This is a genomic window from Candidatus Kinetoplastibacterium desouzaii TCC079E (assembly GCF_000340795.1).
Taxonomy (GTDB): Bacteria; Pseudomonadota; Gammaproteobacteria; order Burkholderiales; family Burkholderiaceae_B; genus Kinetoplastidibacterium; species Kinetoplastidibacterium desouzai.
Window position 1 is genome coordinate 474,542 of sequence record NC_020294.1, and the last position, 22,096, is coordinate 496,637.

18 protein-coding genes and 1 other RNA gene are annotated in these 22,096 nt (G+C 31.1%); 3 read left to right on the forward strand and 16 right to left on the reverse strand.

Annotated elements, in window-relative coordinates:
• Nucleotides 1-46: 46 nt before the first annotated feature.
• From CDSE_RS04020 to gyrA, 10 genes are all read right to left on the reverse strand, one after another.
• A complete protein-coding gene (locus CDSE_RS04020; protein ID WP_083873544.1) occupies nucleotides 47-262 on the reverse strand; it encodes a lipopolysaccharide assembly protein LapA domain-containing protein in 216 nt (71 codons plus the stop codon).
• Between the two features lie 99 nt (nucleotides 263-361).
• On the reverse strand, nucleotides 362-646 hold the full coding sequence (locus CDSE_RS02240; protein ID WP_015396385.1) for an HU family DNA-binding protein: 285 nt from the start codon (nucleotides 644-646) through the stop codon (nucleotides 362-364).
• A 5-nt stretch (nucleotides 647-651) separates the two neighbouring features.
• Entirely contained in the window at nucleotides 652-2,364 is a 1,713-nt protein-coding gene (gene rpsA, locus CDSE_RS02245; protein ID WP_015396386.1) for a 30S ribosomal protein S1, read from the reverse strand.
• 93 nt (nucleotides 2,365-2,457) lie between these two features.
• Nucleotides 2,458-3,129, reverse strand: a complete 672-nt coding sequence (cmk, locus tag CDSE_RS02250; RefSeq protein ID WP_015396387.1) for a (d)CMP kinase — start codon at nucleotides 3,127-3,129, stop codon at nucleotides 2,458-2,460.
• Between the two features lie 31 nt (nucleotides 3,130-3,160).
• The gene (gene aroA / locus CDSE_RS02255) at nucleotides 3,161-4,492 is read right to left on the reverse strand and encodes a 3-phosphoshikimate 1-carboxyvinyltransferase (protein WP_015396388.1); all 1,332 of its coding nucleotides are present in this window, start codon (nucleotides 4,490-4,492) and stop codon (nucleotides 3,161-3,163) included.
• A gap of 5 nt (nucleotides 4,493-4,497) precedes the next feature.
• Nucleotides 4,498-5,388 carry a prephenate dehydrogenase gene (locus CDSE_RS02260; protein WP_015396389.1) on the reverse strand — a complete coding sequence of 297 codons (891 nt, stop codon included), beginning with the start codon at nucleotides 5,386-5,388 and terminating at the stop codon, nucleotides 4,498-4,500.
• A 9-nt stretch (nucleotides 5,389-5,397) separates the two neighbouring features.
• Nucleotides 5,398-6,519: a histidinol-phosphate transaminase gene (gene hisC, locus CDSE_RS02265; RefSeq protein WP_015396390.1), complete on the reverse strand. Its 1,122-nt coding sequence runs from the start codon at nucleotides 6,517-6,519 to the stop codon at nucleotides 5,398-5,400.
• Between the two features lie 7 nt (nucleotides 6,520-6,526).
• Nucleotides 6,527-7,612 (reverse strand): prephenate dehydratase, encoded by a 1,086-nt coding sequence (gene pheA / locus CDSE_RS02270; RefSeq protein WP_015396391.1) that lies wholly within the window; start codon nucleotides 7,610-7,612, stop codon nucleotides 6,527-6,529.
• The gene (serC, locus tag CDSE_RS02275; RefSeq protein WP_015396392.1) at nucleotides 7,605-8,732 is read right to left on the reverse strand and encodes a 3-phosphoserine/phosphohydroxythreonine transaminase; all 1,128 of its coding nucleotides are present in this window, start codon (nucleotides 8,730-8,732) and stop codon (nucleotides 7,605-7,607) included. The genes pheA and serC overlap by 8 nt, the downstream gene beginning before the upstream one ends.
• A 5-nt stretch (nucleotides 8,733-8,737) precedes the next feature.
• A complete protein-coding gene (gyrA, locus tag CDSE_RS02280; RefSeq protein WP_015396393.1) occupies nucleotides 8,738-11,335 on the reverse strand; it encodes a DNA gyrase subunit A in 2,598 nt (865 codons plus the stop codon).
• A 356-nt stretch (nucleotides 11,336-11,691) separates the two neighbouring features.
• Here gyrA and CDSE_RS02285 point away from each other — a divergent pair, with 356 nt between their 5' ends.
• Together CDSE_RS02285 and ssrA are read left to right on the forward strand one after the other, a co-directional pair.
• Nucleotides 11,692-12,237: an OmpA family protein gene (locus tag CDSE_RS02285; RefSeq protein WP_015396394.1), complete on the forward strand. Its 546-nt coding sequence runs from the start codon at nucleotides 11,692-11,694 to the stop codon at nucleotides 12,235-12,237.
• 265 nt (nucleotides 12,238-12,502) lie between these two features.
• Nucleotides 12,503-12,884, forward strand: a transfer-messenger RNA (tmRNA) gene (ssrA, locus tag CDSE_RS03965).
• On the opposite strand, the gene CDSE_RS02290 is transcribed toward ssrA, so the two are convergent.
• Complete coding sequence (locus CDSE_RS02290; RefSeq protein ID WP_015396395.1) at nucleotides 12,885-13,805, reverse strand: RluA family pseudouridine synthase; 921 nt, start codon at nucleotides 13,803-13,805, stop codon at nucleotides 12,885-12,887.
• 89 nt (nucleotides 13,806-13,894) lie between these two features.
• On the opposite strand from CDSE_RS02290, the gene CDSE_RS02295 reads away from it, so the two are divergent.
• The gene (locus CDSE_RS02295) at nucleotides 13,895-14,632 is read left to right on the forward strand and encodes an outer membrane protein assembly factor BamD (protein ID WP_015396396.1); all 738 of its coding nucleotides are present in this window, start codon (nucleotides 13,895-13,897) and stop codon (nucleotides 14,630-14,632) included.
• A gap of 15 nt (nucleotides 14,633-14,647) precedes the next feature.
• Here CDSE_RS02295 and CDSE_RS03995 read toward each other — a convergent pair whose 3' ends face one another.
• The 5 genes from CDSE_RS03995 to CDSE_RS02315 form a co-directional block, all read right to left on the reverse strand.
• On the reverse strand, nucleotides 14,648-14,794 hold the full coding sequence (locus tag CDSE_RS03995; RefSeq protein WP_158364178.1) for a hypothetical protein: 147 nt from the start codon (nucleotides 14,792-14,794) through the stop codon (nucleotides 14,648-14,650).
• On the reverse strand, nucleotides 14,761-16,014 hold the full coding sequence (trpS, locus tag CDSE_RS02300) for a tryptophan--tRNA ligase (protein WP_015396397.1): 1,254 nt from the start codon (nucleotides 16,012-16,014) through the stop codon (nucleotides 14,761-14,763). The genes CDSE_RS03995 and trpS overlap by 34 nt, the downstream gene beginning before the upstream one ends.
• A gap of 111 nt (nucleotides 16,015-16,125) precedes the next feature.
• On the reverse strand, nucleotides 16,126-17,550 hold the full coding sequence (gene lpdA / locus CDSE_RS02305) for a dihydrolipoyl dehydrogenase (protein ID WP_015396398.1): 1,425 nt from the start codon (nucleotides 17,548-17,550) through the stop codon (nucleotides 16,126-16,128).
• A 131-nt stretch (nucleotides 17,551-17,681) separates the two neighbouring features.
• Nucleotides 17,682-18,881, reverse strand: a complete 1,200-nt coding sequence (odhB, locus tag CDSE_RS02310; RefSeq protein ID WP_015396399.1) for a 2-oxoglutarate dehydrogenase complex dihydrolipoyllysine-residue succinyltransferase — start codon at nucleotides 18,879-18,881, stop codon at nucleotides 17,682-17,684.
• Nucleotides 18,882-18,924: 43 nt separating this feature from the next.
• Nucleotides 18,925-21,798: a 2-oxoglutarate dehydrogenase E1 component gene (locus tag CDSE_RS02315; RefSeq protein ID WP_015396400.1), complete on the reverse strand. Its 2,874-nt coding sequence runs from the start codon at nucleotides 21,796-21,798 to the stop codon at nucleotides 18,925-18,927.
• Nucleotides 21,799-22,096: the final 298 nt, after the last annotated feature.

The window sequence follows — 22,096 nt, forward strand, 5'->3', positions numbered from 1 at the left end:
TAAAACTATCCTTAAGAATTATTAAACAATAGATAATTATCTAAAATCATATTTTTTTACTTTTGTTATTATTTGTTTTTTTGAAAAAAATGGATGATAAACCTAACAAAAAACCAATAAATATTGATATAAATATAATAAATATTAATGGCACATCACTAATAGTAAAACTTTCATAAAGATTAATACTAACAGGTTGAATATTATTTAGAGATACTATTAACAACAACATAAAGAGAATAAATTTAAAAAATAAATACATCTTATTCTACATTTTTCTGAACTAATAAAGAATTAGAAACACAAAATATAAACTTTGTGTTTCTAATTTCCGCAATGTTAAGCTATCGTATGTATAGAATTATTTTGATACATTAACACGTTCTCTTAATTCCTTACCTGCTCTAAAAACCGGAACCTTTCTATCTGATAAAGATACTACATCACCAGATTTAGGATTACGAGCAGTTCTAGATTTTCTTTGAGAAACTGAAAAACTACCGAATCCGCGAATTTCTACTCTTCTATCTAGAAGAATAGAATCCTCTAATGAAGAAAAGATGGTTCTTATAACACTTTCGATATCCTTTAAAGTGAAATCAGGAAAACGAGCAGCTAACCTATCTATCAAATCCAATCTAGTCACAATAACTAACCATCATTACGTTGTTGATCCAATTTTTCTTTCAATAAAGCACCAAGATTTGTTGTTCCTGATGAAGCACTAGCATCAGACATTCTTTGTATAGTCTCAGCCGCTTCAACATTATCACGTGCTTTAATAGACAATTGAATAGAACGAGATTTTCTATCTATATTTAAAATCATGACTTCAATATTGTCAGAAACTTTTAAAACACTAGTAGCATCCTCAACTTTTCCAGATGATATTTCTGAAGCTCTTAAATAACCCTCAACATCAGAATCCAGAACAACTACAGCGCCTTTAGGCTCAACTGATTTTACAATACCATTAATAGATGATCCTTTATCATGAGACGAAATGAAATTCTGAAATGGATCATTCTCTAATTGTTTAACACCTAAAGAAATACGTTCCTTAGCTGTATCTATTCCTAGAACAATAGCTTCTATTTCATCATTCTTCTTAAGAGAACGTACGATTTCTTCTCCAGTATCAGTCCAAGAAAGATCTGAAAGATGAACTAAACCGTCAATTCCACCAGGCAAACCAACAAAAACACCAAAATCTGTAATAGACTTGATAGCTCCTTTGACTTTATCACCCTTCTTGAAATTTATAGCAAATTCTTCCCATGGATTAACTTTACACTGCTTCATACCTAGAGAAATACGACGACGATCCTCATCTATTTCCAACACCATTATCTCTACTTCATCTCCTAAAGTTACTACTTTACGAGGATCTACATTCTTATTAGTCCAATCCATTTCTGAAACATGAACCAATCCTTCTATTCCAGATTCAACCTCTACAAAAGCACCGTAATCTGTCAAGTTAGTAACCTTACCAAATAATCTAGTTCCATGAGGATAACGACGGGCAAGATCTACCCATGGATCTTCTCCTAACTGTTTAACACCCAAAGAAACTCTATTTTTTTCTTGATCAAACTTCAATACTTTAGCTTCTATTTCTTGACAAACTTGTAATACTTCAGATGGATGTCTAACACGACGCCAAGCCATATCTGTTATATGCAACAAACCATCAACACCACCAAGATCTATAAAAGCACCATAATCTGTAATGTTTTTTACAACTCCCTTGACAACTGCACCTTCATATAAATTATCTAATAATTTTTGGCGCTCTTCACCCATACTTGCTTCAAGAACTTGTCTTCTAGATAAGACTACATTATTTCTCTTTCTATCAAGCTTTATAACTTTAAACTCCATAGTTTTACCTTCATATGGAGTAGTATCCTTAACAGGACGCAAATCAACCAAAGATCCAGGAAGAAAAGCTCTAATACCATTAGTCATTACAGTTAGACCACCTTTAACCTTTCCTGTAATAGTTCCAGTAATTAATTCACCGCTTTCTAAAGCTTGTTCCAATTTTAACCAAGCTGATAGTCTTTTTGCTCTATCTCTTGATAAAATAGTATCACCATAACCATTTTCTAAAGAATCTATGGCTACAGATACAAAATCTCCTTTATTAACTTCTATATTACCCTGATCATCTAAAAACTCTTCTAAAGGAATTAATGCTTCTGACTTAAGACCAGCATTAACAACAACAAAATTATGATCTATTTTTACAACTTCAGCACTAATTACTTCTCCAGACTTCATGTCTTGTTTTTTTAGACTTTCTGCAAACAAATCTGCAAAACTTTCTCCGCTATTAGCGTTCGATGAAAATAATGACATAGGAGTATTAATCCATTTGGTTTAAAAACCACAATACACACCAATAATTAATATTGGTGGAGTTAAAAAACTACCGAATATATAAATATATAATCAGCAGAGCCTATTTTTCCATAAATTCAATATCACATTAACTGTTTCATTATCTGTTATATAAGAATTATCTAAAATATAAGCATCTGAATCAGGAATAAGAGGTGATACTAAACGCTCGGAATCTCTTAAATCTCTCTCAAGTATAGCACATCTGAGGTTGCCCATATTAACAGAGACTTTATCATCTATCAACTGTTTATAACGTCTTTCCACTCTAATATCAATATTTGCTGTTAAAAAAATTTTTAAACTAGCAAAAGGAAAAACTACAGCCCCCATATCTCTACCATCTGCAATTAAACCAGGCGGTTCTAAAAAACTTCTCTGAATATCAAGTAGTGCATGACGAACATCTTTATTAGCAGATATAATAGAAGCAGTATGTCCTACTTCCTCACTTCTAATATCATGACTTACATCTACACCATCAATAAAAATCTTCTTATTAATAAATGAAAATTCTATTTCTCTTGCTATATCTACTATTGAATTAATATCAACCAAAGAAACTTTTCTGAGAATAATATAAAAAGCCAATGATCTATATATAGCACCAGAATCTAAAATTGACCAACCAAGAACATCTGACAACTTTCTAGCAATAGTACCTTTACCAGATGCTGTAGGACCGTCAATGGTTATTACAGGGACATTTTTCTTAATACTCAAAATACACCAATACTATTCATGAAAGATAAAATCATTTTATATAAGCAATCTTATTAAAAACATCAAAATAATCAGGAAATGTTTTATTTATGCAAGAAGGATCCATAATACGAACATCTGTTTTCCCAAAAGATGATAAAGAAAAACACATTGCCATTCTATGATCATTCCATGTGTCTATAGAGACTTGTCTTGGCCAAAGATTATATTCTATTGGATCAATAGATAACCAATCATCACCAGATTCAACCTGAACTCCAAACTTAGAAAGTTCAGTTTTCATAGCTAATATTCTATCAGTTTCTTTTACTCTCCAACTAGCTATATTGCGCAAATAACATTTATTATCAGCATACAAAGCTAAAACAGCTGCTGTCATTGCGGCATCAGGTATTGTATTAAAATCTATATCAAATGCTTTTAATTTTTCTCCATTTTGAACACAAATTCCGCTAGATTCAATTTTATTGCTAAAAATATTAATTTTAGCTCCCATTAATTGCAAAATCTTAGTAAAATTTACATCACCTTGAATACTATCTAAACCTACACCGTTTACAGTTAATGGACCACCAGCAATAGCACCTAATCCCAAAAAATAAGAAGCTGAAGAAGCATCTCCTTCAATAAATATTTCTTTAGGACTCTTATAAAAATCTTTAGAATCTATAAAGAATTTATTATCACTCAATTTCTTTACAGAGACACCAAATTTTTTCATAAGATTTAATGTAATATCTATATAAGGTTTGGAAATTAAATTTCCTTCAACTTCTATAGTCAAAGATTGATTAATCTTCCTAGTAAAAACAGGAGCTGCCATCAGTAAAGAAGTTAAGAATTGACTAGAAACAGAACCTTTTATGGAAACTAAATTTATATTATTTGTTTGAAAAGCTCCGATGCTTACAGGTGGGTAACCTATATCTCCAAGATAATTTATATTACAACCTAACTGTCTTAAAGCATCTACTAAGTCACCAATTGGACGTTCATGCATTCTTTGAATGCCTGATAAATTATAAGTTCCATCCATAAAAGATAAAGCAGCTAATAATGGACGAAAAGCAGTTCCAGCATTACCTAAAAATAAATTTAAATTCCTATTATTTAAATTTCCTTCACTTATAATCTCTACAACATTATCTGATGTATTATTAATCTGAATTCCTAACTTATTTAAGGAATCTATCATAACACTAGTATCATCAGAATTTAATAATCCGTTAATTTTAGTAACACCTGGTGATAAAGCAGCTAATAATAGAACTCTATTGGAAATACTTTTAGACCCAGGAAGCGTTATACTTCCATGGGCCTTGCAATATTTAGGCAAATCTAGATAAGCTATTTTTTCATTCATAAAATTTATTCCTTAAACCAAGCAAGACGAGCAGAAGAAGATTTTTCTAAAATTGTTTGTATAGTTTCTTGATCATCTTTATCTAGAGCTTCCTTAGCTCTTAAAATCATTTCTAAAACTCCATCCAATTCATCATTTATAAATTTTTTGTTTGCAAAAAATATATCTTTCCACATACCAGGAGATCCAGCAGAAATTCTAGTAAAATCTCTAAAACCAGAACCAGCTAGAGATAATTTAAGATCAACGTTATCAGAAGATGCAATATATGACATATACATAAACGATAAGAAATGAGGCAAATGACTAACAGATGCAAAAATACAATCATGATCAGTAGGACTCATGCTAATAACATTAGCTCCACAAGCGACCCAAAAAGAATTAATGATATCAAGATTTTCTTTAGAATTTTCTTTCAATGGAGTAAGAATAACATTTTGCTTATTAAATAAGTCTGGTATAGCTGACTCTGGACCAGCTTTCTCTAAACCAGCTATAGGATGACCAGGAATAAATTGACTAACTCTATCACCCAAAACTGAATAAGCGGCATTAACAATATCCAATTTTGTACTACCTACATCTGTAATAATAGTATTATTCAGAAGATAAGGTTCTATAGAACAAAGAATATCATATGTATAACTAACAGGAGTGGATAAAAATATAAGATTAGATTTCTTAGTTGCGCTCTCAATAGAATCATACTCATCAATTAAACCTAATCTTTTAGCCATTTTTAAATTGTCAATTTTACTATCAATACCTATTATAATACCTTTATATCCAGATTTCTTTAATGCCAAGGCAAAAGATCCGCCTATTAAACCAACACCAACAATTGTTACAACTGAAACATTATGAAAATTAAAACCAGGAGAATTTATAAGCATAAAAATGTTCTATATTAATCTAACAATATCACTCAATGAATCAAAAAATAAAGAATTTTCTAAAGAATTTCCTATACTTATTCTTAACCATCCTGATAAATTATAATTATCAACAGGACGAACAATAATTCCTCTTTTTAATAATTCAAAATTAACTTTATTAGAGTCACCCACGTTAACCAAAATAAAATTACCAAAACTAGGAATATATTTAAAACCTAGAGAGTCAAAAAAATTATAAAATCTTTCTTTCTCCTTTTTGTTTAAATAACAACTCTTATCTAAAAAATCTTGATCTTTTAATGCTTCAATTGCAGCCAATTGCGCAAAACAATTAACATTGAAAGGCTGTCTGACTCTATTAATAAAATTAGCTATATTAGGATTTGAAACAGAAAATCCAACACGTAAGCCTGCAAGACCATAAGCTTTTGAAAAAGTACGAGTTACTATCAAATTAGGATATTTTTCTATCAATGAAAAACTGTTAAACTTATCACACTCATCTAAATATTCTGTATAAGCTTCATCTAATACTACAATCAATTTGCTGCCATAGTTATTATAAACACTATCTAAAAAAACTATAAGATCAGACTTTTTTATAAAAGTACCTGTAGGATTATTAGGATTAGCAATAAAAATTAATCTAGAGTTATCGGTGATAGATTTATAAAATAAATTCAAATCATGCCCATAATTACTCGATGGAACTTCAATATGACTAGCCCCTCTAGCTTGAGTAGCAATTTTATACACAGCAAATGAATATTCTGAATATATGGCAGATGAATTACCATCCAAGAATGTCATAGCAATAAGTTCTAAGATATCATTTGATCCATTACCTAATACTATACTCTCTACAGGAATAGAGTATTTTTCTGATAAAACAAGTTTTAAATCAAACCCATTAGCATCTGGATATCTATATATGATATCCTTTGCCTTAGATAAAGCACTCACAACTCTTTCAGAGACACCAAGAGAGTTTTCATTAGATGCAAGTTTTACTATAGAAGCAGACTCTATACCAAACTCTCTTGCTAATTCATTTATTGGTTTACCTGATTGATATGGAGAAATTTTCTTTATATACTCAGGCAATAATAATTGATTATTAATATCCATAATTTACTCACTGTGCAGGATAAGAACCTAAATTTTTAAAAAATGCTACCTGAGTTTTTATTAACTCTAGAGCTCTTGAAACATTAGTTTCTTTTTGATGTCCAATAATATCAACATAAAAATAATATTCCCACTGTCCAGTTCTAGCTGGTCTAGATTCAAATCTAGTCATAGAAACTTTATGTATAGCAAAAGGTTTTAACATCTCATAAACAGCGCAAGCTTTGTTAGGAACCGCTAAAATCAAACTAGTTTTATCATTACCACTAGGTGATGATTCTATATTACCAATAGCAAGAAAACGAGTTCTATTATTAATATCATCCTGTATATTAGAATATACAGGCCTTAATCCCCAAGATTCAGCGGCAATCATACCTGCTATTGCAGCAAAATCTTCACTTTTAGAAGCGATATGAGCTGCTTCTGAATTACTAGAAGTAGAAACTCTCTCAAGATTAGGATAATGTTTATTTAACCATTCTTGACATTGGGCCAAGGCTTGAGGATGAGCTGTAATTTTTTTAATTCCATTCATATTCCCACTTTTAGTTAACAAACAATGCTTTATAATTAAGGATCTTTCCCCTATTATTTTCAAATTAGAATTAAGAAAAAGATCAAGACTCCTATTAACTGCACCTTCAATTGAGTTTTCTATAGGAACCATGCCTACATCAGCCCTGCCAGACTCAATCGCATGAAACACCTCATCGAAAGATGTACATTGGACATTATTAACTGATCTACCAAAATGTTCAAAAGCAGCTTGTTCAGAAAAAGAACCTTTAGGACCTAAATAAGCTACTTGCATAGAACGTTCCAAATCCCTGCAAGCTGATATTATTTCTTTCCAAACATGTTCTATAGCAGAAGTCTGAAAAGGACCAGTATTAATTCTTTGCAATTTTTCTATAATCTGTGATTCTCTTTCCGGCTTAATAACTGAATCATCAAGATTGACAGAATGTTTTATTTTGCCTATTTCAACTACTATTTCAGACCTTCTATTTAATGTTTCTAAAATCTTCCTATCTAATTCATCTATCAAATTTCTTAAAGGCAATAATTTAGAATATAATTCATCATCCATAAACACGCTCAAATTCTCTCATATAGTTAATCAAAGACTGGACAGCAGACATAGGCATAGAATTATAAATAGAAGCTCTCATTCCTCCTACACTTCTATGCCCATTTAAATTTATAAAACCAGATTCTTCTGCTTCAGATAAAAAAATATCATTTAAACATGCATCATGTAATACGAAGGGAATATTTACCTTAGACCTTACACTAGTTTCAACATTATTATTATAAAAATCAGTAGAGTCTATGTAATTGTAAATAGTTTCTGATTTTTGATAATTTTCTTCAGCTACAGATTGTAATCCTCCTTTAAATTTTAACCATTTAAACATTAAACCAGCAACATAAATAGCAAAAATAGGAGGTGTACTATATAAAGAATTTGTTTTTGCAAGATTTGTATAATTAAAAGAAGAAGGACATATAGAAGAATAAAAACCCAACAAATCTTTTTTTATAATTACTAAGGTCAAACCAGCTATTCCTAAGTTTTTTTGAGCACAAGCAAATATTATTCCAACTTTTTCTATAAACATAGGTCTAGTTAATAAATTAGAAGAAGCATCTACAACTAACTCAGAATCCACAGAGTAATCTAATAAATTCGGCCACTCACAAAATTCAATACCATCTATAGTTTCATTACTGCATAAATACACATAAGACGATACCTTACTAAAATCCCAAGTTTCTAAAGAAGGCATCCATCTACGTGGATTATAAAGATTACCATTTTTACTGTATAAACTATTATTATCAGCAATTACACGAACATTTCCATATTTTTTAGATTCTCGGAAAGATACATCAGACCAATGTCCTGATACTATAAAATCAGCGTTTCTCTTGCTTGTTCTTTCTATAAGATTCATTGGAATAAAAGAATTAGCTGCATGACCACCAGCATGTGAAAATATAACTGCATAATCAGAAGACAAATTCAACAAATCACGCAGGTCTTTCTCTGCTTCATAACAAATATCAGCAAAATAATTGCTGCGATGACTCATCTCTAATACTGATATGCCTTTATTATCCCAACTCATTAACTCAGAAGAAATTTTCTCCAGCACCATTCTAGGCAAGGTTGCAGGACCAGAGGAAAAATTCCAAATTTGAGACATATTATTTAACCATTAACATGATCTTCATCAGATACATCCAAATCAGACTCTATAACTTTTCTAATTTTAGATAGGTAACTACCACTATTAATATTTATTAATGTAACTCCCTGAGTAACTCTACCCATTTTTCTTATTTCAGACACTCGAGTTCTAACTAAAACCCCAGATGTAGTAATCAACATTATTTCATCACTTAGATCAACTAAAACAGCACCGACCACCTTACCATTACGCTTACTGTTTTGTATTGCTATCATACCTTTAGTACTACGATTATGAACAGTATAATGTTTAATAGAAGTTCTTTTACCAAAGCCATTCTCAGTAGCTATTAAAACACTTTTTTCTTCACTGTTTGAAACAAGTAAAGAAACAACACGTTGATTCTTACCTAATACCATACCTCGTACACCACGAGCGCTTCGGCTAACAGAACGAACATCTTTTTCGCTAAATCTTACAGCCTTTCCTGAATCAGAAAACAGCATTATATCATAATCACCATTTGTTAATTCTGCTCCAATTAAATAATCTCCATCATCTAATCCGACAGCTATTATCCCATTTTTTCTTGGATTGGAAAAATCTGATAAAGATGTTTTTTTAACTACACCATTAGCTGTTGCCATAAAAACATATAAATTCTCGCTGAACTCTTTTACGGGAAGAACAACAGTAATCTTTTCATTTTTTGATAATGGAAACATATTAACTATTGGTTTACCTTTGGATCCTCTGGTTCCTTGAGGAACTTCCCATACTTTTAACCAATAAACTCTCCCCAAATCTGAAAAGAAAAGCAAGAAATCATGAGAATTGGCTATAAATAAATGCTCAACCCAATCATTTTCTTTTATAGAAGTAGCTTGCTTCCCATGACCACCCCTTTTCTGCAAGCGGTACTCAGACAATGGTTGACTTTTTAAGTAACCATTATAAGACAAAGTAACTACCATATCAGTTGGTACAATCAAATCTTCTGTATATAATTCAGTAGCATTATGTTCTATATAAGATCTTCGAGGATCAGAATCTTCACTAGAAAATTCTTCTTTTACTTCATTTAACTCATTAACAATAATTTCAGTTATTCGTTCTGATTTGGATAAAATATCTAATAAATCAGCTATTACAGACATTATATCTTTATACTCTTCTATAACTTTATTTTGCTCTAATCCAGTTAAACGCTGCAAACGCATATTCAAAATTTCCTGAGCTTGCCATTCACTAAGTTTATAAAGACCTATGCTATTAATACCAAAAATAGTATTCACATCAGAAGGTCTATATACATCCTTATCTATACCAGAATTCTCGAATCTAACAAGCATGTCTCTTACTAAATCTGATGGCCAATCCCTATTCATCAAATTCTGACGTGCTATCGAAGGACTAGAAGCTGCTTTTATAATTAATATGAAATCATCTATGTTAGCTAATGCTACTGCCAACCCCTCCAGTATATGAGCACGATTTTTAGCTTTATTTAATTTAAATATGGTTCTTCTTGTAATAACTTCTCGACGATGTTCTAAAAAATAACCAATTATTTGTTTTAAATTCAATAACTTTGGTTGCCCTTCTACTAAAGCAACCAAATTCATACCTAAAGTATCTTGTAACTGAGTATTCTTATATAAGTTATTAAGAATTATTTCTGGAGACTCTCCTCTTTTTAGTTCTATAACCAGTCTCATTCCATCTTTATCTGACTCATCTCTTATATCAGATATTCCTTCAATTTTCTTGGAATTAACTAATTCTGCTATTCTTTCTTGAAGAGTTTTTTTATTAACCTGATAAGGAAGCTCATCTACAATAATAGCAGATTTATGATCCTTCTTATAATCCTCAAAATGAGTTTTGGCTCGCATTAAAACTCGCCCACGACCTGTTTTATAACCCTCTCTAACACCAGAAATGCCATAAATTATACCTCCAGTAGGAAAGTCTGGAGCTGGGATAAAATCAATTAACTCATCGATAGTACAATCTGGTTTTGTCAAATAAAACAAACAACCAGAAATAACTTCTCTTAAATTATGAGGTGGAATATTAGTAGCCATACCAACAGCTATTCCAGAACCTCCATTTATTAAAAGATTAGGAATTTTAGAAGGTAGAACTAACGGCTCTTTTTCACTACCATCATAGTTCAGACCAAAATCTACTGTTTCATTTTCAATATCAGATAATAATTCATGAGAAATTTTTGCCAATCTAACTTCTGTATATCGCATAGCAGCAGCACTATCACCATCGATAGAACCAAAATTCCCCTGACCGTCTATTAACATATATCTCATAGAAAAATCTTGGGCCAACCTTACGATAGTATCATAGACAGACTGATCTCCATGTGGATGATATTTACCAATGACATCACCTACAATACGAGCTGATTTTTTATAAGCACGATTCCAATCATTATGTAACTCATGCATTGCAAAAAGAACTCTTCTGTGAACAGGCTTTAAACCATCTCTAACATCCGGTAAGGCACGACCAACAATTACACTCATAGCATAGTCTAAATAGCTACGACGCATTTCCTCTTCCAGAGATACTGGAAGCATTTCCATAGCAAAGGAATCCATAGATACAATCACATTATCCAATTTCTTAATTTATACAAAACGAAACAAATATAATCTCTAACAAAAAAATAATTGATAAAAATTACATTCCACCATATACATTATTAATAATTATATAACTCATTATTAATAATAGATTACTTGTAAAACCATAATATTTAATATTATTGTCTATCTAAAACAACACCCAAATATTTACTAATGTTATAAACGATTAGCTTAACATACTAAAACAACTTAGGATTATTTAAACATGTTATTTTATTATCTTAATTGAGTTTGATTATTAATTTATAGTGTAGAATCCAAAATGTAGTAGAATAAATTATTAATCCTTTAAACAAAAGAGGAGAAACATGAGCGTATCATCTAAATTAGCTATTGCCCTTACATTCACTGCTATTTCAGCAACAAGCAGTGTTTTGGCAAACGAAACAAATCATTTAAAAGGATCTTTCGGACATCCTTTAAAAAATGGAACTAATGAATTAGTATGGCGTCTTAATAATTACAATGAGAATTCAAACAAAATCTCATCAGTTAAAGCACCTATAAGCAAAAATATAATCTCAGAAAGAACTTTTTTTGATTTTGATAAACATAGTCTAAAAGAGTCAAATAATGAACAATTAGATAAAATATTATTAAAATTAAAACAAACAAATTTAGAAAAAATTGTTGCTTACGGTTATACAGACTCCAAAGGAAATCCTAACTACAACAAAAAACTTTCTGGTCTCAGAGCTGAATCAGTAAAAAAATACTTCATTAGCAAAGGAATAGACTCTAAATATATTGTTATAGAGTCGAAAGGTTCTGATAATCCTATCGCAACAAATAATAATGAAGAAGGAAGAGCTCAAAATAGAAGAGTAGAAATTAAAGTATTTGCCAAAAATTAGCGCGCTAATTTATAAAATAGCTTTTTATTTTTATTAAGTAGAAAGCTATTTTTATTCTACTAACTATTAGAAACTTTTATAAAACATGAATTCAAAATTGAAATTATATTAATCGCACAAACATAAAAATAGATATATTTATAAATTATAAATTCCAATTATGAATTATATTCAGCAATATATTAACATTTAAAATTTCATTAAGAATACTTACAATAGAAAATTATATGATATGATAAGAAAAATTATTTAAATTAATAATTTTGGGGCCGAGTTGGTTTCGACGTTGGTCAAAAAGTAGATTGTTGCATGTCGAGCACCAGTAAGCTCGATAAAACACTGGAAAAAATATAAACGCCAACGATACGCGTTTCAAGCTAGCAGCTTAACTCTAGCCGTTGCACTAATCTTTCCTTGGATTAGACAGTAAAAAGTATATTATTTATATGCTAATATCTGTAGCAACGTCATATACAAGGAATCAGTTTGTTTTGCTTTCACTCAAAACAAACCTAATATTATGTGAATCGTTTATATATGGCCTGTTAGTTGGCATGTATATAAATTAAAACAATAAACTAACTAAACATGTAGAAATGACTATGGCAGACTAGCGGACGGGGGTTCGATTCCCCCCGGCTCCACCATTAAGCAATCCATTTTATTTTATCTAATACCTTATGCATATCTGATGGTATAGGACTTGAAAAAGTATATTTATTACCTTTTTCATTAACAAAACTTAGAATTTCTGAATGAAGCATTGGTCGATCACAAATAGATAAAAATTGACCATTGTAAACTGAATCTCCTAATAATGGATGACCTATACTAGAAAGATGCACTCTGATTTGATGAGTGCGACCAGTATCTAAAATACACTTTATTTTGGTAACATTACGTTGACAAGGAGTTAAACCATGTACAATAGATCTAAAATGAGTTACAGCTTCTTTAGGTGATATAACTTTATTTGCTGCGCTCATTTTTATAGGATTATTTATATCTCTACCTATTGTTTTATTAATAGTTCCTTCTTTTAGCAAACTTCCTTGAACTATAGCTATATATTCTCTAGATATAAATCTAAGCTGTAATTGTCTTACTAAATAAATTTGTGATTTTAATGTACGAGCAACAATCATAATACCAGAAGTATTCTTATCTAATCTATGTACTATACCTGCTCTTGGAACTATAAAAAGTTCAGGATATCTATATAAAAGACCATTTAAAAGAGTACCACTCCAATTGCCTGATCCAGGGTGAGTTACTAAACCAGCAGGCTTATTCACTATAAGCCAATCACTATTTTCCTCTAGGACTTCAAAAGCAACATCTTCGGCAGTAAAAGATAATGATTCTGGTAAGGGTTGTTCATAAACAGTAATTACATCGCCATATTTAACATTATGTCGATTCTTTATATAACAACCATTAACAAGAACATTATTATCTATAATCCATTTTTTTATTACCTCTCTAGAATAATCTGGCATTAAAATAGCAAGAGTTTTATCTACCCTACCACTAAAACCCTCAGGAACAATAATTTTTTTAGGATTCATACTAAGTTAGAAAATTTATATTTATAAAATGTAATAAATTGTATAATATAATACTTTTATTTGCATAATCACTGATAACGAATAATTTGATGTTTAATATTTCTCGAAAAAAAATAATTTTTTATATTATTAAATACATATTTATACTATCTTTAACACTTACCATATCCTCATGTACTTACAATAATCATAATAGTATTAACATACTAAATGAATCAGAAGAACTTTTATACAAAGAATTAAAAAAAGAAATTAGCCATAAAAACTGGGAAAAAGCTAAAGCCTTAGGAAAAATAATTAAAAGAAATTATCCATCTGGCAATATATACCAAAACACCCTCATAGATATGATATATATATATTGGCAAGAAGGCTCTATAGAAGATTCTCTAAATAATATAAGAAAATTCCAAGAAAGATATCCAAATCATCCAAAAACAGACTATATTTTGTATCTAAAAGGTAGAATCAATTTCACTCCCACACAATCTTTATTTTCTAAAATAACTAAACAAAAATTGTTTGAAACAGACTCTCAAAAAATGCAAATAGCATATGAATGCTATAAAGAACTTATAAAGAAATTTCCTACAAGCATTTACGCTAAAGAAGCGAAAAAATTAATTCAATATACAATTGATAACATAGCAAGAAACGAACTATATATAGCAAAATATTATTATTACAAAAAAGCATACTTAGCATCTATTAACCGAGCCAACGAAATTGCTCATAATAATAACTATGATAATAAATATAAAAAAGAAGCTATAGAAATAATTACTAAATCACGTAAAAATTTGGGAATAAATCAAGTTATACAATAATAAATTATAATTCTATTAATCCATAGAATTAATAGAATCTCTTAACTCTGATATATGTAATTTATTAGAATAGTCAATCTCCACAGATATTTTATTATTATCTAGTATAGAAATATAATCTGATTCTTTTACTTGTTCATCTCTGATTTTTTTAAAAACCAATTTAATTTTTTCATTAATAAAACAGCATCATCAGCATTTGAAAAAGAATCTTTTATAGTTAATAACTCTTTCCCAGTCGTAGATAGCAAACGAATTCTAAATTTATTCAAATCATCTCTATAACAAATAAGACGAGCTTTTTTCTTGTTTTTAGAGTTGTTAATCTTGCTATCATAATTTATTCCTTTCCCTAGATTATTTTTTTTATAATCTATTAAACTACGTATGCCTATTAAATCTCTAACTTCCTCAATACATTTTTTTGACAAAACACGAGCCTTTTGTGCCCCAAATTGCAAGATTTTTTCTATTAAATCAGGTTGGGTTATTAATTTAGAATATTTCTCACGCATAGGAAAAATTTCATACTCTATTTTCTCGTATAAACTTTTTTTTGCTTCTGACCAAGACATACCAAGAGCTAATTTTTTTCTAAATTCTTCAGATTCTGTTTCATTAGAAAAAGCTTTATATAAAATATATAAATGTGAATTATATGCATCTTTATACTCACCTGGTTCTTTAGAATCAGTTATTATATGCATAATAGATGATTTTAAATCTTTTGCACTTCCTTCAAAAAGAGGTATCGTGTTATTATAACTTTTAGACATTTTACGGCCATCTAAACCAGGCAATGTACCAACTGAACTAGCAACCAAAGCCTCAGGCAAAACAAAAAAATCATTATTATATTTACGATTAAATTTTTGAGCTATATCCCTTGCCATCTCTAAATGTTGAACTTGATCTTTTCCTACAGGGACTTTATTAGCTTTAAACATTAAAATATCAGCAGCCATAAGAATAGGATAAGAAAACAAACCCATACTTACAGTGTCATCTTGATCCAAACCTTTAGATAAATTATTGCTTACACATGCTTTATAAGCATGTGCTCTATTCATCAACCCCTTTGCTGTAGAGCAAGTTAGTATCCATGATAATTCTACTATTTCAGGTATATCTGATTGTCTATAAAAAACAACTCTATCTATATCCAAACCAACAGCTAACCAAGTTGCAGCTATCTCTAACCTAGAACGATATAATTTATTAGGATCATGACATTTTATCAAAGCGTGATAATCTGCTAAGAAAAAAAATGACTCAACATTTGGCTTAACACTAGCTATTATAGCTGGCTTTATAGCACCAGCATAATTCCCTAAATGAGGAGTGCCTGAAGTTGTAATCCCAGTAACAACACGGATATTCATGAAACAATTTATATGAAAATAATATTTATCTTAAAAATGCCTAGTAGAGTAAAAAATAAAAAACTACCTAGCATATAATTATATACTAGGTAGAATATAATTAAAATTTATTTAAAAATTTAATGATCTTTTATCAACTGCTAGCGCCGCCTCTTTTAATGACTCAGAAAGAGTTGGATGAGCATGGCAGATTCTTGCTATATCTTCAGAAGAACCTTTAAATTCCATAATTGTAACAGCCTCTGAAATAAGTTCAGAAGCCATTGGTCCTATAATATGGACTCCTAAAACTTCATCAGTATTTGAATCTGCTATAACTTTTACAAAACCAGTCGTATCCCCTAATGCTCTAGCTCTGCCATTTGCTAAAAATGGGAAAGTACCAACTTTATAAGAATGTCCTTCTTTTTTTAATTCCTGTTCGTTCTTTCCAACCCAAGCTATCTCTGGTGAGGTATATATTACAGAAGGTATAGTATCAAAATTAACATGTCCATGTTGCCCAACTATACGTTCAGCCACTGCAACACCTTCCTCTTCAGCCTTATGTGCTAACATTGGACCTCTTACCACATCACCGATAGCCCAAACATTTGATAAATTTGTTTTACAATGACTATCTACAACGACAAAACCACGATCATCTAATAACAAACCAACAGATGATGAATTCAAACCTTTAGTATGTGGAACTCTACCAATAGAAACTATTAATTTATCTACTAATAAGTCTGTTGTAGATCCTGATTGATCTTTATACTTAACGGTAACAGATTTATCACTTACCTTAACATCAGTAATGCTCACTCCAACTTTGATATTTAAACCTTGTTTTGTAAAAACTTTTAATGCTTCTTTGGAAACTTGAAAGTCTGCTGACATAAGAAATTCCGGCATGGCTTCTAGTATCGTAACATTAGAACCTAATCTACGCCAAACACTTCCCATTTCAAGACCTATTACTCCACCTCCTATAACACCAATAGTTTTAGGAACATCTTTTATATTTAAGGCCCCATCATTAGACAAGACAATCTTTTCATCAAATTTAACACCAGGAAATTCCCTAGGTGAAGAACCAGTAGCTACTATAACATTTTTAGCATGTAAATCTTCTTTCAAAGAAGAAACTTTTATAGACCAACCATTCTCGGTTTTAGCTGAAAAAGAACCTGTTCCATGAAAAAACGACACTTTATTCTTTTTAAAAAGATATAAAATACCATCATTATTCTGTTTTACTATTGAGTTTTTTCTAGAAATTAAATTATTAAGATTTAATGATACATTAGAAACCTCAATTCCATGTTCCTTAAAATGATGATTAGCTTGATCAAAATGTTCAGATGACTGTAACAAAGCTTTAGAAGGAATACAGCCAACATTTGTGCATGTTCCTCCAGGAGCTGGAGTTCCATCAATATTTTTCCACTCATCTATACATGCTACATTTAGCCCAAGTTGAGAAGCACGAATTGCAGCTATGTAGCCTCCTGGACCAGCTCCTATTACTATAAGGTCAAATTGTTTAGACATATCTTTATATTATAATAGAAAATACAAGTTATATAAATTGACTCCTATAAATAGCATTTGTTATATAGGAGTCAACCACCTTAAAAACTTCAACTAGATAAAAAATAACGCTTGTATGTGGTTATCTTAATTTACACATCTAGCAAAAGACTTTGTGGATCTTCTAAAGCCTCTTTAATAGCAACCAAACCTAGAACTGCTTCTCTACCATCAATAATTCTATGATCATAAGATAAAGCTAAATAATTCATAGGACGTATTACTATCTGACCATTCTCCACAACAGCACGATCTTTAGTAGCATGAATACCTAAAATAGCAGATTGTGGTGGATTTATTATTGGAGTTGATAACATGGATCCAAAAACACCACCATTAGAAATAGAAAAAGTACCGCCAATCATCTCTTCTAAACCAAGTTTACCATCAGCTGCCCTTTTACCAAAATCAACAATAGATTTTTCTATATCAGCAATAGATAATTGATCAGCATTCCTAAGTATAGGGACAACAAGACCTCTTGAACTACCAACAGCAATCCCAATATCGAAATAACCATGATAAATAATATCTTTACCATCTATAGATGCATTAATTAGAGGAAATTTTTTTAAGGCAGAAACAGCTGCTTTAACAAAAAAAGACATAAAGCCAAGCTTGACACCATGCTCTTTTTCAAATTTATCCTTGTATTTACGTCTAATATCAATAACAGCTTGCATATTAACTTCATTAAAAGTAGTCAATATAGCATTTTCTTGCTGTGATTGTATTAAACGCTCAGCAATTCTAGCTCTCAAACGACTCATAGGAACACGTTGCTCAGGTCTACCATCTAACGATAATGTAGAAGAAGTTAATGTTTCAACTTTTGGTAAAGATTGTTTTACAGATAATGCATCATTCTTAGTGACTCTACCATCTCTTCCTGTACCTGAAATGGAAGAAGCATCAATACCTTTTTCAGATAAAATCTTTGAAGCAGCAGGTGATGAAACACCTTTCATATCTTTTGAACTAGAACTTTCCGAAGATGATACCGATGATGTTAATACTTCTTTAGATGGTTCAATAACCACAGAAGGTTTAGCACTTGTATCTATTTTAGCAATCAATTCTCCTGAAACAACAGTGCTATTGTCTCCTCTAATAATCTCAACCAAAACACCAGAAGATGGCGCTGGAACTTCTAATACAACTTTATCTGTTTCAATTTCAATTAATATCTCATCTGATTCAACAAAAGAACCAGCATGTTTTTTCCAAGATAACATCGTAGCTTCTGAAATAGATTCAGACAACTGCGGAACAACAACTTCTATAATAGCCATAATGATAAATCCTTTAGTTTATTAAAAGCTCTTCAAGAGTATTCTATTTAGCAAGTATGACCTTAAATTTCTGAGCAAAAGCCTGATCTACTAAAGCTTTTTGTTGCTCTTGATGTTTAGCTAAATAACCAACTGCTGGTGAAGCAGATGCATTGCGTCCAGCATAACCAAGTTTCTGACCATCAATCATATTTTCATACAAATGATGCTGTATATAGTACCAAGGTCCTTGATTTTGTGGTTCATCTTGCACCCATATAATCTCTGTTAAATTAGGATATTTTGATAACTCAAATTCAAATGCCTTATGTGCAAAAGGATACAATTGCTCTACTCTAATAATAGCAACATTATCTATAGATCTATCTCTACGAGCATTAGCCAAATCATAATATACTTTACCTGAACAAACCAATAGCCTTTTAACTGACTTTTGATTGATATTTTTATCCACTTCAGGAATGATAGTTTTAAAAGATCCTTCTGATATGTCTGACAGAGGAGAACTAGCATCTTTATTACGCAATAAAGATTTAGGAGTAAATAAAACCAATGGTTTACGAAAAGGACGAATCATTTGTCTACGTAAAACATGAAAAATCTGAGAAGCATCAGTAGGCTGAACAACTTGCATATTATTATCAGCACACAATTGTAAAAATCTTTCAATTCTAGCAGAAGAATGCTCTGGTCCTTGTCCTTCATACCCGTGAGGTAACATCATAGTTAAACCAGATTGACGACCCCACTTAGACTCTCCGGAAGATATAAATTGATCTATAACTACCTGAGCTCCATTCACAAAATCACCAAACTGAGCTTCCCATATTGTAAGAGTATTAGGTTCAGAACAAGCATATCCATATTCAAACCCTAAAACAGCCTCTTCTGATAGAACAGAATCAATAACTACAAATGGAGCTTGTGTATCTGAAAGATTTTGAAGAGGAATATAAGTTCCATCATCCCATCTTTCTCTATTTTGATCATGCAAGACAGCATGTCTATGAGTAAAAGTTCCTCTACCAGAATCTTGACCTGTGATACGAACACCATATCCAGAAAGAAGCAAACTGGCAAAAGCTAAGTGCTCTCCCATACCATAATCAAGATTAATTTCACCTTGAGACATCTTTCGGCGATCATTTAACAATTTAGCTACTAAAGAATGAGTATTAAATCCATCTGGAACTTTAGTTATTAGCTCACCTATACGTTTTAATTCAGAAATAGGGAGAGCTGTATCTGCATGATCAGTCCATTTAGAATTTAAAAACGGAACCCAATCTATAGCATATTTACTCTTATAATCAGTTAATATAGGCTCTATAGTACGATGACCATCCTCCATAACTTGGCGATAATCTTTTACTAAACTATCAGCTTCTTCAGTTGTTATAACCTGCTGAGCAATCAACTTATCAGCATAAAGTTTACGAGTACCTGGATGCTTTACAATACGTTTATACATTAAAGGTTGAGTTAATGCCGGAGTATCTTGTTCGTTATGTCCAAGTTTACGGAAACAGACAATATCAACAACAACATCACGACCAAACTGCATTCTATAATCTACAGCCAGTCTGGTAGCAAAAACAACAGCTTCTGGGTCGTCACCGTTAACATGAAATACTGGAGCTTCAATCATCTTAACAACATCTGTACAATATATGGTTGATCTAGAATCTCTAGGATCAGATGTTGTAAAACCTATCTGATTATTTATAACAAGATGTATTGTACCACCAGTACCATATCCTCTAGTTTGAGCTAAATTCAAGGTTTCCATAACAACACCTTGACCAGAAAATGCAGAATCACCATGGACAAGAACAGGTAAAACTTGCTTTCCTTTATAATCAGCTCTTCTTTCTTGGCGAGCTCTAGCACTACCTTCAACCACAGGATTTACAATTTCCAAGTGTGAAGGATTGAAAGACAATGACAAATGAACTGGACCACTTCTCGTAGCTAAATCACTGGAAAAACCATTATGGTATTTAACATCACCATCTGCAAGAGACTGGGAATGCTTACCTTCAAACTCAGCAAACAAATCACCAGGCATCTTGCCCATAATATTAACCAGCATGTTTAAACGACCTCTATGAGCCATTCCAACTATAATTTCCTGAACACCTAAATCAGCAGAATGATTTACAACCTCATCCATAGAAGCTATAAAACTTTCTCCACCTTCAAGAGAAAAACGTTTCTGACCAACATACTTGGTATGCAAAAATCTTTCTAAACCTTCTGCTTCAGTCAACTGTTGCAGTATATGACGTTTACTATCAGAATTTATATTTATATCAACTCCATGAGTTGACTCCATACGCTCCTGAATCCATCTTTTAATTGAAGGATCAGAAACATGCATAAACTCAACGCCAATAGAACGACAATAAGTATCTCTTAAAGCTTTTAAAATATCTCGCAAAGTCATAGTACTAGACTTTGTAAAATAAGTATTACTACAAGAATAAACTTGATCTAAATCAGCCTCTGTAAATCCATAAAAAGAAGGCTCTAATTCTTTTATCTCAACACGTTCTTTTCTTTTTAATGGATCTAAATCAGCCCAATGGATACCTAAAGAACGATAAGCAGCTATTAATGATTGAACAAAAACTTGTTTAGAAGCTACAGACAAATCTTGATTTGTAGAAGATTTAGAAACAAATGAATTTGATTTTGCACGCTGTGCAAAAGACTCCACTATAGGAGAATGAATCTGATCTCTTGTTGCTTCACTTCCATCTGTGGCTGGAGAATTTTGCAAATTATCAAAATACTGTCGCCAATGCTCAGCTACAGCACCTGGGTTATCGAGATAAATCTCGTATAATTCTTCTACGTATGGCGCATTCCCGCCAAACAAGTATGATGTGGATAATGATTCTTTATTTGAAGACATAATTCGCTTCACCTTTCCGAGCGTTTCACTCGACACGATGCAGGGGATAAAACCTTCCGCGACACGGACTTCCCGTTCAGCGGATAGCAATGGGCAGAAGGCGTGTACGAAAACCTAAAATTATTAAAAGTTATGATAGTAACATTAGTAACCATGACAACTTATAAACATTATAACTCTTTGCTATAGTATTGTCTTATATAAATACAAAAAAATAAAGCTTAATTTTTATTAATATAAATAAACCTGGTTAATATATAGAATATATAGAAATGTAAATTATAACAATAAGACTAAA